The sequence below is a fragment of the Pseudomonas sp. SK3(2021) genome (assembly GCF_016772375.1).
GTDB lineage: Bacteria > Pseudomonadota > Gammaproteobacteria > Pseudomonadales > Pseudomonadaceae > Aquipseudomonas > Aquipseudomonas chlororaphis_I.
In genome coordinates this window covers 4,349,761-4,365,705 of record NZ_CP061943.1, presented here as the reverse complement: position 1 = coordinate 4,365,705, position 15,945 = coordinate 4,349,761, and the positions used below count along the sequence as shown (strand labels likewise).

The 15,945-nt window shown below is 63.9% G+C and carries 13 protein-coding genes; 4 read left to right on the top strand and 9 right to left on the bottom strand.

The window, feature by feature from the left end:
• Positions 1 to 11: 11 nt before the first annotated feature.
• From IF690_RS19080 to IF690_RS19065, 4 genes are read right to left on the bottom strand one after another with little or no spacing between them, the layout of a single operon-like run.
• Positions 12 to 1,958 carry an acetyl/propionyl/methylcrotonyl-CoA carboxylase subunit alpha gene (locus IF690_RS19080; protein WP_202696929.1) on the bottom strand — a complete coding sequence of 649 codons (1,947 nt, stop codon included), beginning with the start codon at positions 1,956 to 1,958 and terminating at the stop codon, positions 12 to 14.
• Entirely contained in the window at positions 1,958 to 2,773 is an 816-nt protein-coding gene (locus IF690_RS19075) for a gamma-carboxygeranoyl-CoA hydratase (RefSeq protein WP_202696928.1), read from the bottom strand. The genes IF690_RS19080 and IF690_RS19075 overlap by 1 nt, the downstream gene beginning before the upstream one ends.
• Before the next feature lie 17 nt (positions 2,774 to 2,790).
• Positions 2,791 to 4,398, bottom strand: a complete 1,608-nt coding sequence (locus tag IF690_RS19070; RefSeq protein ID WP_202696927.1) for a carboxyl transferase domain-containing protein — start codon at positions 4,396 to 4,398, stop codon at positions 2,791 to 2,793.
• 11 nt (positions 4,399 to 4,409) lie between these two features.
• A complete protein-coding gene (locus IF690_RS19065) occupies positions 4,410 to 5,573 on the bottom strand; it encodes an isovaleryl-CoA dehydrogenase (protein ID WP_202696926.1) in 1,164 nt (387 codons plus the stop codon).
• A gap of 252 nt (positions 5,574 to 5,825) precedes the next feature.
• Between IF690_RS19065 and IF690_RS19060 the strand changes: the two genes are divergently transcribed.
• Positions 5,826 to 7,520 (top strand): AMP-binding protein, encoded by a 1,695-nt coding sequence (locus tag IF690_RS19060; RefSeq protein ID WP_202696925.1) that lies wholly within the window; start codon positions 5,826 to 5,828, stop codon positions 7,518 to 7,520.
• Between the two features lie 654 nt (positions 7,521 to 8,174).
• On the opposite strand, the gene IF690_RS19055 is transcribed toward IF690_RS19060, so the two are convergent.
• From IF690_RS19055 to IF690_RS19045, 3 genes are all read right to left on the bottom strand, one after another.
• Positions 8,175 to 9,074 (bottom strand): hydroxymethylglutaryl-CoA lyase, encoded by a 900-nt coding sequence (locus IF690_RS19055; RefSeq protein WP_202696924.1) that lies wholly within the window; start codon positions 9,072 to 9,074, stop codon positions 8,175 to 8,177.
• A gap of 125 nt (positions 9,075 to 9,199) precedes the next feature.
• Entirely contained in the window at positions 9,200 to 9,604 is a 405-nt protein-coding gene (locus IF690_RS19050) for a MerR family transcriptional regulator (RefSeq protein ID WP_007929654.1), read from the bottom strand.
• Positions 9,605 to 9,770: 166 nt separating this feature from the next.
• Positions 9,771 to 10,697 carry a LysR family transcriptional regulator gene (locus IF690_RS19045; RefSeq protein WP_009044615.1) on the bottom strand — a complete coding sequence of 309 codons (927 nt, stop codon included), beginning with the start codon at positions 10,695 to 10,697 and terminating at the stop codon, positions 9,771 to 9,773.
• Positions 10,698 to 10,874: 177 nt separating this feature from the next.
• Between IF690_RS19045 and IF690_RS19040 the strand changes: the two genes are divergently transcribed.
• On the top strand, positions 10,875 to 12,104 hold the full coding sequence (locus IF690_RS19040) for an acyl-CoA dehydrogenase (RefSeq protein ID WP_202696923.1): 1,230 nt from the start codon (positions 10,875 to 10,877) through the stop codon (positions 12,102 to 12,104).
• Positions 12,105 to 12,198: 94 nt separating this feature from the next.
• Here the strand turns inward: IF690_RS19040 and IF690_RS19035 are convergent, their stop codons facing one another.
• Positions 12,199 to 13,581: a substrate-binding domain-containing protein gene (locus IF690_RS19035; RefSeq protein ID WP_202696922.1), complete on the bottom strand. Its 1,383-nt coding sequence runs from the start codon at positions 13,579 to 13,581 to the stop codon at positions 12,199 to 12,201.
• A 249-nt stretch (positions 13,582 to 13,830) separates the two neighbouring features.
• On the opposite strand from IF690_RS19035, the gene IF690_RS19030 reads away from it, so the two are divergent.
• A complete protein-coding gene (locus IF690_RS19030) occupies positions 13,831 to 14,157 on the top strand; it encodes a YegP family protein (protein WP_202696921.1) in 327 nt (108 codons plus the stop codon).
• A 55-nt stretch (positions 14,158 to 14,212) separates the two neighbouring features.
• Here IF690_RS19030 and xthA read toward each other — a convergent pair whose 3' ends face one another.
• On the bottom strand, positions 14,213 to 15,025 hold the full coding sequence (gene xthA, locus IF690_RS19025; RefSeq protein WP_202696920.1) for an exodeoxyribonuclease III: 813 nt from the start codon (positions 15,023 to 15,025) through the stop codon (positions 14,213 to 14,215).
• A gap of 220 nt (positions 15,026 to 15,245) precedes the next feature.
• Here xthA and IF690_RS19020 point away from each other — a divergent pair, with 220 nt between their 5' ends.
• Entirely contained in the window at positions 15,246 to 15,896 is a 651-nt protein-coding gene (locus IF690_RS19020; protein ID WP_202701562.1) for a GNAT family N-acetyltransferase, read from the top strand.
• Positions 15,897 to 15,945: the final 49 nt, after the last annotated feature.

Sequence of the window (15,945 nt, the reverse complement as noted above, 5' to 3'; positions counted from 1 at the left end):
GCCTCAGGAGCTTATTCCAGCTCCACCAGGGCACTTCCCTCACTGACCATCTCACCTTCCTGGCAATACAGCGCCTTGACCACCCCGGCTTGCGGTGCGCGGATGCTGTGTTCCATCTTCATCGCTTCCAGGACCACCAGTTGCGCGCCGGCTTCGACACTCTGCCCGGCCTGCACCAGGACCCGCACGATGCTGCCGTTCATGGGGGCGGTCAGGCCGCCATGATGACTGTGGCTGGCCTCCACCGCGGCAATCGGGTCATAGGCCGTGACCCGGTGCATCTCGCCCTGCCACTGCAGGTACAGGCTGTCGCCCTGGCGAATCGCCCGGTGTTGCTGGCGCAACCCCTTGTGTTCGATCGACAGCTGTTCGCCGCGCAAGGCCATGGCCGCGTTGCCGGTGTCCAGCTTGATCGCCCGCTCCTGCCCTTCGCAGTCGAGGTGCAGCACGATTTCCCGCGGCAGGCCGATGCGCAGGCCGCTGGCCTTGGCCCAGGGGGAATGACGGTCGTCGACGCGCACCTGGTCCGGCTGGCTCTGGGCGAACGCCTGGGCGGCGGCTTGCCAGAACTCGTCGCTCAGGGCGGTGGCCGGTGGCAGCAACTGATCCTGGTAGCGCGGGATAAAGCCGGTATCCAGCTCGGCGGCGGTGAAGGCCGGATGGGCGATGATGCGCCGCAGGAACGCCAGGTTGGTTTTCAGCCCGCCGATGGCGAACTCGTCGAGCATCCCCAGCAGGCGCAAGCGGGCCTGCTCGCGGTTCTCGCCCCAGGCGATCAGCTTGCCGAGCATCGGGTCGTAGAACGGTGACACGCTGTCGCCTTCCTCGACGCCGCTGTCCACTCGCCGTCCAGGACCCGCAGCCGATTCGCGGTACAGCGCCAGGCGCCCGGTGGCCGGGAGGAAGTCGTGGCCCGGGTCCTCGGCGTACAACCGCACTTCGATCGCATGCCCGATCAGCGGCACCTGCTCCTGGGTGATCGGCAGCGCTTCGCCCTGGGCCACGCGGATTTGCCAGGCCACCAGGTCCAGCCCGGTGATGGCCTCGGTGACCGGGTGCTCCACCTGCAGGCGGGTGTTCATTTCCATGAAGAAGAATTCGCCGCGGGCATCCAGCAAGAATTCCACGGTGCCGGCGCCGACATAGCCGATGGCCTGGGCCGCACGCACCGCGGCTTCGCCCATGGCCTTGCGCTGCTCGGCGCTCAGGCCGGGGGCCGGGGCTTCTTCGACGACTTTCTGGTGGCGCCGCTGGATCGAGCAGTCGCGCTCGTTGAGGTACAGGCAGTTGCCGTGCTGGTCGGCGAACACCTGGATCTCCACGTGGCGCGGCTTGAGCACGTACTTTTCCACCAGCATCCGCGAGTCGCCGAAGGACGATTGCGCCTCCCGCTGGGCCGAGGCCAGGGCTTCGGCCAGCTGGCTGACGTCCTCCACCACTTTCATGCCCTTGCCGCCACCGCCGGCGGTGGCCTTGAGCAGCACCGGGTAGCCGATGCGTTCGGCGGCGACGCGGAAGGTTTCCAGGTCCTGGGCTTCGCCGTGGTAACCGGGGACCAGGGGCACGCCGGCGGTTTCCATCAGCGCCTTGGCCGCCGACTTGCTGCCCATGGCATCGATGGCCGACGCTGGCGGGCCGAGGAAGATCAGGCCGGCGGCTTCGATGGCGCGGGCGAAGCCGGCATTTTCCGAGAGAAAGCCGTAGCCGGGGTGAATCGCCTGGGCGCCGCTGGCCTTGGCGGCGGCGATCAGTTTGTCGATCTGCAGGTAGCTGTCGGCGGCCTTGCTGCCGCCCAGGTCGACGCGCAGGTCGGCTTCGCGGCTGTGGCGGGCGTCACGGTCGGTGGCGCTGTGCACGGCCACGGTGGTCAGGCCCAGGGCCTTGGCGGTGCGCATCACGCGGCAGGCGATCTCGCCGCGATTGGCCACCAGCAGGGTGGTCAGGACAGGGGCGCTCATCAACGCGACTCCTTGGTGGTCGGGGCGGGCTGCCAGCTGGGCGGGCGTTTTTGCAGAAAGGCGCGCAGGCCTTCCTGGCCTTCGGGGCTGACGCGGATGCGGGCAATGGCGTTCTCGCAGTAGCGACGCAGGGCCGGGGTCAGGGCGCCGTTGCCGACTTCGCGCAGCAGGTCCTTGCTGGCGCGCATGGCGCACGGGCTGTTGAGCAGCAGGTTGTCGATCCACGATGCCACCTGCTGTTCCAGCTCGGCCACCGGGTAGCTTTCCGACAGCAGGCCGATTTCCCGGGCGCGCTGGCCGCTGAAGCGCTCGGCGGTCAGGGCGTAGCGCCGTGCCGCGCGTTCGCCGATGGCCTGCACCACGAACGGGCTGATCACCGCCGGGGCCAGGCCGATGCGGACTTCCGAGAGGCAGAACTGCGCGTCGTCGGCGCCGATCGCCATGTCGCAGCAACTGATCAGGCCCAGCGCACCGCCAAAGGCCGCGCCTTGCACCACGGCCAGGGTCGGGATCTTCAGCTTGGCCAGGTTGTACATCAGCTCGGCCAGCTCGCGGGCGTCGTCGAGGTTGGTGTGGTAATCGAGTTCGGCCGACTGCTGCATCCAGGCCAGGTCGGCACCGGCGCTGAAGTGCTTGCCGCGGCCGCGCACCAGCAAGAAACGCAGGGCCGGGTCGCTTTGCACCTGATCCAGGGCGAGGATCAGCTCGCGGATCATTTCGGCGTTGAAGGCGTTGTTCTTTGCTTCACGGCTGAGCCACAGGGTGGCAAAACCACGCGGGTCCTTCAGCAGTTCCAGGGTGTTGAAGTCGTTCATGTCGGTCTCGCGCAGGGTTACATGCGGAACACGCCGAAGCGGCTCTGTTCGATAGGGGCGTTGAGGGACGCGGACAAGGCCAGCGCCAGGACGTCGCGGGTCTGCGCCGGGTCGATGACGCCGTCGTCCCACAGCCGGGCGCTGGAGTAATACGGATGGCCCTGGTGCTCGTACTGATCGAGGATCGGCTGCTTGATCTCGGCTTCCTGGGCGGCGCTGAAAGTCTGTCCGCCACGTTCGGCCTGCTCGCGCTTGACCTGCACCAGCACCCCGGCGGCCTGCTCGGCGCCCATCACGCCGATCCGCGCGTTGGGCCACATCCACAGGAAACGTGGGTCGTAGGCGCGGCCGCACATGCCGTAGTTACCGGCGCCGAAGCTGCCGCCGATGATCACCGTGAACTTCGGCACCTTGGCGCAGGCCACCGCGGTCACCAGCTTGGCGCCGTGCTTGGCGATGCCGCCGGCTTCGTATTTCTGCCCGACCATGAAGCCGGTGATGTTCTGCAGGAACAGCAGCGGGATGCCGCGCTGGCAGGCCAGTTCGATAAAGTGCGCGCCTTTCTGCGCGGCCTCGGCGAACAGGATGCCGTTGTTGGCGAGGATGGCGATCGGATAGCCGTGCAGGTGGGCGAAGCCGCACACCAGGGTGGTGCCGAACAGCGCCTTGAACTCATCGAAGACCGAACCGTCCACCAGCCGCGCAATGACTTCGCGCACATCGAAGGGCTGCTTGGCGTCCGCCGGAATTACCCCGTACAGCTCGTCGCTGGCATACAGCGGGGCGATCGGTGCGCGTTGCTGCAACTCGCCCTGCTTGCGCCAGTTGAGGTTGGCGATGCTGCGCCGGGCCAGGGCCAGGGCGTGTTCGTCGCTGTCGGCGTAATGGTCGGCGACACCGGAGATCTTGCAGTGCACATCGGCGCCGCCAAGGTCTTCGGCGCTGACCACTTCGCCGGTGGCGGCCTTCACCAACGGCGGGCCGGCGAGGAAGATGGTGGCCTGTTCGCGGACCATGATCGCTTCGTCGGCCATGGCCGGCACGTAGGCGCCGCCGGCGGTGCAGGAGCCCATGACCACGGCGATCTGCGGGATGCCCTGGGCGCTCATGTTGGCCTGGTTGAAGAAGATCCGCCCGAAGTGCTCGCGGTCGGGGAACACCTCGTCCTGGCGCGGCAGGTTGGCGCCGCCGGAGTCCACCAGGTAGATGCAGGGCAGGCGGTTCTGCTGGGCGATGGCCTGGGCGCGCAGGTGTTTTTTCACGGTCAACGGGTAGTAGGAGCCGCCTTTCACCGTGGCGTCGTTGGCCACGATCATGCATTCGACGCCTTCCACCCGGCCGATGCCGGCAATCACCCCGGCGGCCGGCACGTCTTCGCCATACACCTGGTACGCCGCCAGCTGGCTGACTTCGAGGAAGGGCGAGCCGGGGTCGAGCAGGCGGTTGATGCGCTCGCGCGGCAGCAGCTTGCCGCGCGAGGTGTGCCGTTCCTGGGCCTTGGCGCCCCCACCTTGCTGGACCTGGGCGAGCAGGGTGTGCAGGGCATCGACCTGTTTGAGCATCGCTTCACTGTTGGCGACGAACTCCGCCGAACGGGGGTTGAGCTGGGTATGCAGGATAGCCATGGACAGCTCCGTTAGCGGGTTTCGTTGAACAGTTCGCGACCGATCAGCATGCGGCGGATCTCGCTGGTGCCGGCGCCGATCTCATACAGCTTGGCGTCGCGCAGCAGGCGGCCGGCGGGGAACTCGTTGATGTAGCCGTTGCCGCCGAGGATCTGGATCGCATCCAGGGCCATCTGGGTGGCGCGTTCGGCGCTGTAGAGGATCACCCCGGCGGCGTCCTTGCGCGTGGTCTCGCCACGTTCGCAGGCCTGGGCCACGGCATACAGGTAGGCACGGCTGGCGTTGAGCTGGGTGTACATGTCGGCGACCTTGCCCTGGATCAGCTGGAACTCGCCGATGCTCTGGCCGAACTGCTTGCGGTCGTGGATGTAGGGCACCACCAGGTCCATGCAGGCCTGCATGATCCCGGTCGGGCCGCCGGAGAGCACCACGCGCTCGTAGTCCAGGCCGCTCATCAGTACCTTCACGCCGCCATTGAGGATGCCGAGGATGTTTTCTTCCGGCACTTGCACGTCATCGAAGAACAGCTCGCAAGTGTTGGAGCCGCGCATGCCCAGCTTGTCGAACTTGTTGCTGCGGCTGAAGCCTTTCCAGTCGCGCTCGACGATGAACGCGGTGATGCCGTGCGGGCCCTTTTCCAGGTCGGTCTTGGCGTAGATCACGTAGGTGTTGGCGTCGGGACCGTTGGTGATCCAGGTCTTGCTGCCGTTGAGCACGTAGTGGTCGCCGCGCTTGTCGGCGCGCAGCTTCATCGAGACCACGTCGGAGCCGGCGTTGGGTTCGCTCATGGCCAGGGCGCCGATGTGTTCGCCGCTGATCAGCTTGGGCAGGTATTGGCTCTTCTGTGCGTGGTTGCCGTTGCGGTTGATCTGGTTGACGCAGAGGTTGGAGTGGGCACCGTAGGAGAGGGCGACCGAGGCCGAGCCGCGGCTGATTTCTTCCATGGCCACCACGTGGGCCAGGTAGCCCAGGCCGGCACCGCCGTATTCTTCCGGCACGGTGATGCCCAAGAGGCCCATGTCGCCGAACTTGCGCCACATGTCGGCGGGGAACAGGTTGTCGACGTCGATCTGTGCCGCCCGTGGCGCCAGCTCGGCCTTGACGAAGGCCTGCACCTGGTCGCGGAGCATGTCGATGGTTTCGCCGAGGGCAAAGTTCAGGGTCGGATAGCTCATGGGGGCACCTTCAAACTTGTTTTTATGTAAGGGAGTCGGGCTGTGGAGAGCGGCTGATCCGGCTCTCACCTTTACGTTAACGTAAGCCTGCGGCGAGTGACTGTCAATCACCCTTTACGTAAACGTCAACTTGCGCGAATCTGTCGGCGCCGAGCTTGCTGGCGATGAAGGATAACGCGGTCGTATAGCGACACCGCGGCGCCCCAATCGCGGGAAAGCCTCGCTCCTACAATAAAGACAATAGGGGTCATCATGGATCAACCCGCATCCGCGCCGGGGCGCAGCTACACTCGCGGCACGCAGGACAAAGCCTTGCTGGCGCTGACCATCGGCCAGGCGTTCGATCGCACGGTGGCGTCATACCCTCGGGGCGAAGCCCTGGTGGTACGTCACCAGCAACTGCGCTACAGCTGGCAGCAACTGGCCGAAATCGTCGACTTGCATGCCCGGGCGCTGCTGGCCCTGGGGCTCAAGACCGGCGACCGACTAGGCATCTGGGCCCCCAACTGTGCCCAGTGGTGCATCAGCCAGTTCGCCAGCGCCAAGATCGGCGCGATCCTGGTGAACATCAACCCGGCCTATCGCAGTTCCGAGTTGGAATACGTGCTCAAGCAGTCCGGTTGCCAGTGGCTGGTGTGCGCCGGTGCGTTCAAGACCTCCGACTACCACGCCATGTTGCAGGGCCTCGCACCCGAGCTGGCGCAGCAGTCCATCGGCCAGCTACAGAGCGAACGCCTGCCGGATTTGCGCGGTGTGATCAGCCTTGACGCGCAGCCGCCGTCGGGCTTTCTGCCCTGGTCGCAGCTGGCCGACCTGGGGGCCGGCGTCAGCGTCGAAGCGCTGCGCGAACGCCAGGACAGCCTGGACCCCGACCAGGCGGTGAATATCCAGTACACCTCCGGCACCACCGGTTTCCCCAAGGGCGCGACCCTCAGCCACTACAACATCCTCAACAACGGCTATATGGTCGGCGAGAGCCTGGGCCTGGGCCACGAGGACCGCCTGGTGATCCCGGTGCCGCTGTACCACTGCTTCGGCATGGTCATGGGCAACCTGGGCTGCGTGACCCACGGCACCACCATGATCTACCCCAACGATGCCTTCGATCCGCTGCTGACCCTGAGCGCCGTGGCCGAGGAACAGGCCACCGGGCTGTACGGCGTGCCGACCATGTTCATCGCCCTGCTCGACCAGCCACGGCGGGCCGAGTTCGACCTGTCGAGCCTGCGCACCGGGATCATGGCCGGGGCCACCTGTCCGATCGAGGTGATGCGCCGGGTGATCGGCGAGATGCACATGAGCGAAGTGCAGATCGCCTACGGCATGACCGAAACCAGCCCGGTGTCGTTGCAGACCGGCCCGGCGGACGACCTCGAGCTGCGCGTGACCACGGTCGGTCGCACCCAGCCGCAGCTGGAAAGCAAGATCATCGACGAGGCGGGCAATATCGTGCCGCACGGCACCATCGGTGAGTTGTGCACCCGCGGTTACAGCGTGATGCTGGGCTACTGGAACAACCCCCAGGGCACGGCCGAAGCCATCGACCAGGCCGGCTGGATGCACACCGGCGACCTGGCGACCATGAACGAGCAGGGTTATGTGTGCATCGCCGGGCGCAACAAGGACATGATCATCCGCGGCGGCGAGAACATTTATCCGCGCGAGCTGGAGGAGTTTTTCTTCACCCATCCGGCGGTGGCCGACGTGCAGGTGATCGGCATCCCGTGCTCGAAGTACGGTGAAGAGATTGTCGCCTGGATCAAGTTCCACCCCGGCCACAGCGCCAGCGAGGAGGAGTTGCAGGCCTGGTGCAAGGAGCGCATTGCCCACTTCAAGACGCCGCGTTACTTCAAGTTCGTCGAGGAGTTCCCGATGACCGTGACCGGCAAGATCCAGAAGTTCAGGATGCGCGAGATCAGTATCGAGGAGTTGCGCGGGCGTTCCTGATGTCATCGCGAGCAAGCTGGCTCTTTGTAGGAGCGAGCTTGCTCGCGATAGCGACCTCAAGGTCGCCGCCGAACCAGGGAAGGAAACGGGAAGGCCGGAAAGCACAAAGGGGAGCCGAAGCTCCCCTTTAATTTTGTCGTTGCGTGCTCTTTTTTTATTATTAAGGGGCGGTCTGTTGTTGTTTTTGGCAACCGTTACCCTTTACCGCTGTTTTTGGCGATCCCCATCCGGGATCAAGAGCAAACGTATTTTTTTGAGCGCTGATCTATTTCCTCGCTTGAACGACCAACCAGTTCGGGAGCTACCTTGGGGTAGTTTTATTGTTCTCTGCCCGGTTGCGGATGCCTTTTGTTGTTAAGGACACCCTGGAAAACACATCCTCTCCAAAAAAATCTGTTAGCTGCGTCTCTGCCGTGTTGTTTTTGTTATGTCAGAGTCGTTTCGTTTTGTTTTTATTAGCTTTGCTGCTTTTTATTCTTGTTATGCCAGAGATATAGCAGAAGCCATGCCAACTTTTTAAAATCCTTTAAAATCAATGGTTTGATAAAAATGGCATTTCATCTGTACCGCTAGAAAATCGACAAACTGTTTCCGTGTTACCCGTTTCGAGCGTGCGCCAGAGCAGTCGGTAACACCCTGAAACAGGCAACCCCCTCAACCTGGGTAACGGGCCTTGGCGACGCGCGAGCCGGTGGGCCGCCCCAGCACGGAGCAGATCTGCTGGCCGGCGAGGATCAGGCGCTCCATGTCGATACCGGTTTCGATGCCCAGCCCATTGAGCAGGTACAGCACGTCTTCGCTGGCGACGTTACCGCTGGCGCCCTTGGCGTAGGGGCAGCCGCCGAGCCCGGCGATGGAGCTGTCGAACACCGCGATGCCTTCCAGCAGGCTGGCGTAGATATTGGCCAGGGCCTGGCCATAGGTGTCGTGGAAGTGCCCGGCGAGCTTGTCCCGCGGAACGTGGGCGGCCACCACCTCGAACATGCGACGGGTAGCGCCGGCGGTGCCGGTGCCGATGGTGTCGCCCAGGGACACTTCGTAGCAGCCCATGCTGTACAGCTCGCGGGCGACCACGGCGACCTGTTCCGGCGCCACCTCGCCTTCGTAAGGGCAGCCCAGCACGCAGGACACGTAACCGCGCACGGTAACGCCCTGCTGTTTCGCCGCCTCCATGATCGGCACGAAGCGCTCCAGGCTCTGGCTGATGGAGCAATTGATGTTGCGCTGGGAGAACGCCTCGGAGGCGGCGGCGAACACCGCGACTTCCTTGACCCCGGCGGCCAGGGCGTCTTCGAAGCCACGCAGGTTCGGGGCGAGGGCGCCGTAGGTCACCCCCGGCTTGCGCTGGATCTGCGCGAACACCTCGGCGGACCCGGCCATCTGCGGCACCCATTTGGGCGAGACGAAACTGCCGACTTCTATATAGCCGAGCCCGGCCGCGCTCAGGGCATCCACCAGTTGTACCTTGTCGGCGACGCTGATGGGTTGGGCTTCGTTCTGCAAACCGTCGCGAGGACCGACTTCGACCAGGCGCACATGGGGGGGGAGGGACATGAGAGCTTTACCTATATTAAGTGGGCACTAATGTAGCCGCTGCCGCAGGCTGCGATCGACGACGAAGTCGACGCAAAACCAGGCGCTACGGTCTGTCTGGCAGATTGTCTGTGCTGCTGGGGCGGTTACTGCACGGCGCTTTTCTGATTCTGGATGGTCTGCTCCAGCGCCTGGGTGCAGCGCTCTTCCGCGGTGTCCAGCTCCAGCTTCATCTGTTCGATGTCCAGCAGCTGCTGCTCCAGCTGTTCGCGGCGCTCGGCGATTTTCGCCAGCATGCTGTGCAATTGCTTCAGGTTGCCGCTGCTGGGGTCGTAGAGTTCGATCAACTCGCGGCACTCGGCCAGGGAGAAGCCGATGCGCTTGCCGCGCAGGATCAGCTTCAGGCTGACCTTGTCCCGTGGCGAGTAGATGCGTTCCTGGCCACGGCGTTCGGGGGCGAGCAGGCCTTGTTCTTCATAAAAACGGATGGCCCGGGTGGTGATGTCGAGCTCGCGGGCGAGGTCGGAAATGCTGTAGGTCTGGCTGCTCATGGGGGCACTCGAAAAAGGTCTTGGCGTTAAGCTAATTCGAGGTTGACGTATACGTCAAGCAGGATGCAGATCCATCCATGGATTGAGGCTTGCCGAGGAGGGCGGGAACGCAGTGGTTCAGGCGTCACGCAGCGTTCTTATCATGGGCAAGCCTCGCGCCTAGCGGTCACTTTTCGAGTTTTTTCTCATGGGCCGTCACCTGCTGGCACAGCTCGATCATCTGCTCGCGCATCCAGCGGTTGGCCGGGTCCTGGTCGGTGCTTTCGTGCCAGTAGAGGTGGGTTTCCAGTGGCGGCACGTCGTTGACCGGCAGGTTGAACGCCTGCAGGTCATGGCGTCGGGCGAAGCGCTCGGGCACGGTCATGACCATGTCGGTCTGTTGCAGCACTTGCGAGGCCATCAGGTAATGCTGGGAGCGCAGGGCGATCTTGCGCTGGATGCCCATCTTGCCCAGGGCCAGGTCGACATAACCCAGGCCGCTGCGGCGGCTGGAGATATGGATATGGGTCAGCGACAGGTAGTCGTCGAGGCTGAGTTTTTCCTTGTTCGCCAGCGGGTGGCTCTTGCGCATGGCACAGACGTAGCGGTCTTCCATCAGCTTGACGTGGCGGACCTGCGGGTCGGTGTTGAGCGGGGCATCGACGGCGAAGTCCAGGCGGCCGGCGGCCAGTTCCTTGGTGGTTTCCCGGCGCTTGGACAGGAAGCTCTCGATGATCACCGTGGGGGCCAGGCGCCGCAGGCGCTGGAACAGCGGCGGCAGGATCACCGCCTCGGTCAGGTCGGTCATGCTGATGCGGTAGGTCTTGACCGCCTGCAAGGGGTTGAAGATGCGGCTTTCCTGCACCGACACCCGCAGCAGCGAAAGGGCGTTGCGCACCGGGCCGATGATGTTCTGCGCCATGGGCGTGGGCACCATGCCCTGGGCGGTTCGCACGAACAGCGGGTCGTTGAAGGTTTCGCGCAGGCGAGCCAGGGCGTTGGAGACAGCGGGCTGAGTGATGCCGACGATCTGCCCGGCGCGGGTCAGGTTGGCTTCGGTGTAGATCGCGTCGAAGACGATGAAAAGGTTGAGGTCGACCTTGCTCAGATTCATTGCGCTGCACTCTTATTGTTAGGGTCGGGAGGGATGGACTGATGGCCTGCCCGATCAGTCAATCATATATCGGTGATGAATGTTAATACACGCCGAGAATAGGCTAGGTAAATTTTCGTAAGCTGTTCTAGCATCGGTCCCATGCCCTCAACCACCTTGCCAAGAAGGTAGCTGCCCATGGATTTCGCCTATTCACCCAAGGTTCAGGAACTGCGTGAGCGCGTGACCGCGTTCATGGACACTTATGTCTATCCGGCTGAAGCCGTGTTCGAGCGCCAGGTCGCCGAAGGCGATCGCTGGCAGCCGACGGCGATCATGGAAGAACTCAAACTCAAGGCCAAGGCCGAGGGGTTGTGGAATCTGTTCTTGCCCGAGTCGGAACTTGGCGCCGGCCTGACCAATCTCGAATATGCACCGTTGGCGGAAATCATGGGCCGCTCCCTGCTGGGGCCGGAACCCTTCAACTGCTCGGCACCGGACACCGGCAACATGGAAGTGCTGGTGCGCTACGCCAATGAAGAGCAGAAGCAACGCTGGCTGGAGCCGCTGCTGCGCGGCGAGATCCGCTCCGCCTTCGCCATGACCGAGCCGGACGTGGCGTCGTCCGACGCCACCAACATGGCCGCCCGCGCCGTGCGAGACGGCGACGAATGGGTGATCAACGGCAAGAAGTGGTGGACCTCGGGGGCCTGCGACCCGCGCTGCAAGATCCTGATCTTCATGGGCCTGAGCAACCCGGACGCGCCGCGCCACCAGCAGCACTCGATGATCCTGGTGCCGGTCGACACCCCCGGGGTGAAGATTGTCCGGCCGCTGCCGGTGTTCGGTTACGACGACGCCCCTCACGGCCATGCCGAAGTGCTGTTCGACAACGTGCGGGTGCCGTACGAGAACGTGCTGCTGGGCGAGGGTCGTGGCTTCGAGATCGCCCAGGGCCGCCTTGGCCCGGGCCGGATTCACCACTGCATGCGTTCGATCGGCATGGCCGAGCGCGCGCTGGAACTGATGTGCAAGCGTGCGGTGAGCCGCACCGCCTTCGGCAAGCCGCTGGCGCGCCTGGGCGGCAATGTCGACAAGATCGCCGATTCGCGGATGGAGATCGACATGGCGCGCCTGCTGACCCTGAAGGCGGCGTACATGATGGACACCGTCGGCAACAAGGTGGCGAAAAGCGAAATCGCCCAGATCAAGGTGGTGGCGCCGAACGTGGCCTTGAAGGTGATCGACCGGGCCATCCAGATGCATGGCGGGGCCGGGGTCTCCAACGATTTCCCGCTGGCCTACATGTACGCCATGCAACGCACCCTGCGCCTGGCCGACGGCCCGGACGAAGTGCACCGCGCGGCCATCGGCAAGTTCGAAATCGGCAAGTACGTACCCAGGGAAATGCTGCGCAGCGGGCATTAAAAGCGATCGCGGGCAAGCCTCGTTCCTGCAGAATCTTCCGTAGGCGCGAGGCTTGCCCGCGATAACGTCCCCGGTTACACCGCGAACTTCCCCTTCAATACACCCAGACTTCCACCCGCCGATTCTTGATCCGTCCCTCGTCCGCGGTATTGGCCGCGACCGGCATCTGCGCACCGAAGCCGCGAATGCCCCGCAGCACCACACCGTTTCTCACCAGTTCCCGGCGCACGGTCATGGCCCTTAGCTTGGACAGCAGCGCCGCGCGCGCCGGATCGTTCTTGGCGTCGCCGAAGCCCACCAGGGTCACGCGCTTGGCCAGCTTGTCGTGGCGCTTGAGAAAGTCCAGGACCCGCGCCAGATCCTGGCGCGCCTTGTTGTCGAGGGTGGCGCTGCCTTCTTCGAAACGAAAGTTCACGGTCAGGCGCTGCGCCTGCCGGGCGATGGCCTGGTACCCCTCGGGCATCTGCGGGGCAGGGGCGACGTTCATGGCCAGCACCGTCTGCGCGATAAAACCGTTGGCCGCGACTATGGCCTGGCCCCTGGCGCTCTGGGCGAAACGCACCAGGGCGTGGGCCCAAGGGTTTTGCTCATCGGCTGGCAGGTAGAAGTACAGGCGCCGTGACAATGGGTAGTCCTCGGTGGCGATCAGGCTATCGAGGGGCAGCATCGGTTGCGAACCGCCGTCGACGAGCGCCACGGCCTTGGCCTGGCGCACATAAGGCAGGCCGATAAAACCGATGCCCTGGGGATCGTGGCTAACCGCGTCGGAGAGCTGTTCGCTGGACTCGAAGCGTTGCGCCATAGCGCTGAGGTTCTTGCCGCGACGGGCCAGCACCAGTTCCTTGAAGGTGTCGTAGGTGCCGGATCGGTCATCGCGGGCGTACAGGTGAATGGCGCCGCCGACTCCGCCCAATTCTTCCCAGGTTTTCACCTCGCCGCTGAAGACCCGCGCCAGTTGCTCGGTGTCCAGCCGTGCGAGTGGGTTTTGCGGGTGGAGGATGATCGCCAGGCCGTCGATGGCGATCACTTGTTCGGCCTCGGGGGCCTTCATGTCGCCGAGGGCTTCCAGTCCCACCCGTTCGCTGTCCTTGATCGGTCGTGACGCGGCGGCGAGGTCGGCGCTGGCGTTCTTCAACGCGGCAAAGCCGGTACTGGAACCATGGGCGGCGATCTCGACGACAACGCGCCGGCCCTGGGCATTCTGGCCGGTCACCCGACGCTCATTGTCTGTGCCCGACGCTTCGATCCGTATGTCGAGCAACCCTTGTTCTTGCATCAGGCCCTTGACCAGGGCCGGGCCCAGCGCGGCACCGATGGTGTTGGAACCCTGGATGCGCAGTACCGGCTGGTTGTCGCCGGCCAGGGGCTGGGCGGCGAACACCGACCAGGGCAGGGCGTAGCAGACGAATCCGACCAGCAGCAGGCAGAGGGTGCGGCACCAGAGGTCCCGTTCACTGACAGTACAAACGCGTGACATGCGGCAATGGCCTTCTATGGCGGGAGCGAGTGCGGCGAGATTAAGTCAGGGAGGTGACGGGGATGTGACGGTTTGCGGGGGTAATCGGAGCCTCCCCTGGATTTTCAGAATGCTCTTAAAGACCCGGCACGGCTGGCTCAGTAGAGTTGAAAACTTTGTCTGGAGGGGAGTTGGTGCACGCCGACTCCCGTCGTCACCAGGTGTCGATGCAGCCCTGGCTGTAATTTGCTTGTGTCAAAGGAGTATGAAATGAGTGGCTGGTTCGAGCTGAAGCAATATGGCAGCGGAGGTTTCAGGTTCTTGCTGAAGTCCAAGGACACGCAGACCATGCTTCAAAGCGACCGTTACCCTTGTCGTGAGAGTGTCGAGGCAGCCATTGCGCTGTTCCGCAAGCACTGCACGTCCCCGGGGAGTTACGAAAAGAAGATCGCCCCTGGTGGCAAATCCTACTTCAATCTCAAGGCCGGCAAGGAGGTGATCCTGGTCAGCCACTTGTATGACTCGGAGCCGACCCGTGAGTCCGCCATCGAGGCCATCATGCAGGCCGGCACCAGCCCCCGGGTCGAGTTGTGTTGAGACGCTGAGGCAATAAAAAAGCCCATCTCAGGATGGGCTTTTTTGTGCCTGGCGATCAGCTCAGTTCGAGCCAGATCGGTGCGTGGTCGGAAGGTTTCTCCATGCCGCGCAGGTCGTAGTCGACCCCGGCATCCTTGATCCGTGGCAGCAGGCCGCGGGAGGCCATGATCAGGTCGATGCGCAGGCCGCGCTTGGGCTCGTCCTCGAAACCGCGGCTGCGGTAGTCGAACCAGCTGAAGCGATCGGCCACCTCGGGGTTGAGGTGGCGGAAACTGTCCACCAGGCCCCAGTTCTTCAAGCGGGCCATCCACTCGCGTTCTTCCGGCAGGAAGCTGCACTTGCCGGTTTTCAGCCAGCGCTTCATGTTGTCCGGGCCGATGCCGATGTCGCAGTCTTCCGGTGAAATGTTCACGTCGCCCATGACCACCAGCGGTTGCTCGTTGCTGAAACGGGTTTCCAGCAGGTGCTGCAGGTCGCTGTAGAAACGCTGCTTGGCCGGGAACTTGGTGGGGTGGTCGCGGCTTTCGCCCTGGGGGAAGTAGCCGTTCATGATGATCACCGGAGTGCCGTCGACATCGGCGAAGGTGCCCCAGATAAAACGCCGCTGGGCATCTTCATCGTCGCCATCGAAGCCTTTGTACAGGTCCAGCGGCGCCTGGCGCGAGAGCAGGGCGACGCCGTAGTGGCCTTTCTGCCCGTGGTAATGCACGTGATAGCCCAGCGCCTGGACTTCGGCCAGGGGGAACTGGTCGTCCGACACCTTGGTTTCCTGCAGGCCGATGATGTCCGGTTGATGCTTTTCGATCAGCGCCGCCAACTGATGGGGGCGGGCGCGCAGCCCATTGATGTTGAACGAGACGATCTTCATGGTCGGCAGTCCTGGCAAAACTGCGATGCTAGCCGACAAGTCGCGCGGCGGCCAGCGTGGCGGCGTGGCGGCTGCGCTGCTAAGGTCCATGGGCAGCGCATAGTGGAACGATCGCGGGCCTGGAAGGCTCGTAGCTATGAAGCGCACCAAGAACTGGCACATGTTTGCCGCCATTCAGCGCGACCACTTCAAGCCGGCCCCAGGGGGGAGACCCATCGCCATGCCCGAAACCTCGACTGCCATCGCCGACATTCATATGCTCGACAGCGGCTACGCGCGCGAAGCCCGTTCCCTGCTGTACCAGGCTTATCGCCACGAGCCGACCTTCGCCTATCTGTTCGAGTCCGAACGCCCGGGTTACGAGCAGCGAGTGCGAGCCACGGTGCGCGAGCTGGTCAAGCAGCACTTCATTCAGGACTTGCCGGCCATCGGCCTGCTGGTCAACGACCGGCTGATCGGCATCGCCCTGATCGCGCCACCCCAGCGTCGCCTGGGCATTACCGAGAGCTGGGCCTGGCGCTTGCGCATGGTGCTCAGTACCGGTTTCCGTTGCACCCGGCGTTACCTGGACTATCACGCGGCAGTGTTGGGTTGCCTGCCCACCGATTCGGTGCACGTCCTGCCATTGCTGGGCGTCCACCCGCAGTTCCAGGGCAAGCATTTCGGTGAGCAGTTGTTGCAGGCGGTGCACAACTGGTGCGCGGTGGACGAGCATTCCCAGGGTGTGGTGCTGGACACCGGCAACCCGCGTTACCTGGCGTTTTATGAGCGCCAGGGCTACGAAGAGATTGGCGAGATCGCCGTGGGTCCGGTCCGTGAGCACGTTTTCTTTCACGCCAACCCACAGGTTCTGCAGAACGCAACCGGCTGAACAGAACTTTCCTCACATTTGTGCGCTCTATCGGGCTCCCAGCTCGTGA

Bases quoted from the DNA above. Each gene is read 5' to 3' on its own strand.
- IF690_RS19080 (WP_202696929.1), bottom strand. From the start codon at position 1,958: ATGAGCGCCCCTGTCCTGACCACCCTGCTGGTGGCCAATCGCGGCGAG.
- IF690_RS19075 (WP_202696928.1), bottom strand. From the start codon at position 2,773: ATGAACGACTTCAACACCCTGGAACTGCTGAAGGACCCGCGTGGTTTT.
- IF690_RS19070 (WP_202696927.1), bottom strand. From the start codon at position 4,398: ATGGCTATCCTGCATACCCAGCTCAACCCCCGTTCGGCGGAGTTCGTC.
- IF690_RS19065 (WP_202696926.1), bottom strand. From the start codon at position 5,573: ATGAGCTATCCGACCCTGAACTTTGCCCTCGGCGAAACCATCGACATG.
- IF690_RS19060 (WP_202696925.1), top strand. From the start codon at position 5,826: ATGGATCAACCCGCATCCGCGCCGGGGCGCAGCTACACTCGCGGCACG.
- IF690_RS19055 (WP_202696924.1), bottom strand. From the start codon at position 9,074: ATGTCCCTCCCCCCCCATGTGCGCCTGGTCGAAGTCGGTCCTCGCGAC.
- IF690_RS19050 (WP_007929654.1), bottom strand. From the start codon at position 9,604: ATGAGCAGCCAGACCTACAGCATTTCCGACCTCGCCCGCGAGCTCGAC.
- IF690_RS19045 (WP_009044615.1), bottom strand. From the start codon at position 10,697: ATGAATCTGAGCAAGGTCGACCTCAACCTTTTCATCGTCTTCGACGCG.
- IF690_RS19040 (WP_202696923.1), top strand. From the start codon at position 10,875: ATGGATTTCGCCTATTCACCCAAGGTTCAGGAACTGCGTGAGCGCGTG.
- IF690_RS19035 (WP_202696922.1), bottom strand. From the start codon at position 13,581: ATGTCACGCGTTTGTACTGTCAGTGAACGGGACCTCTGGTGCCGCACC.
- IF690_RS19030 (WP_202696921.1), top strand. From the start codon at position 13,831: ATGAGTGGCTGGTTCGAGCTGAAGCAATATGGCAGCGGAGGTTTCAGG.
- xthA (WP_202696920.1), bottom strand. From the start codon at position 15,025: ATGAAGATCGTCTCGTTCAACATCAATGGGCTGCGCGCCCGCCCCCAT.
- IF690_RS19020 (WP_202701562.1), top strand. From the start codon at position 15,246: ATGCCCGAAACCTCGACTGCCATCGCCGACATTCATATGCTCGACAGC.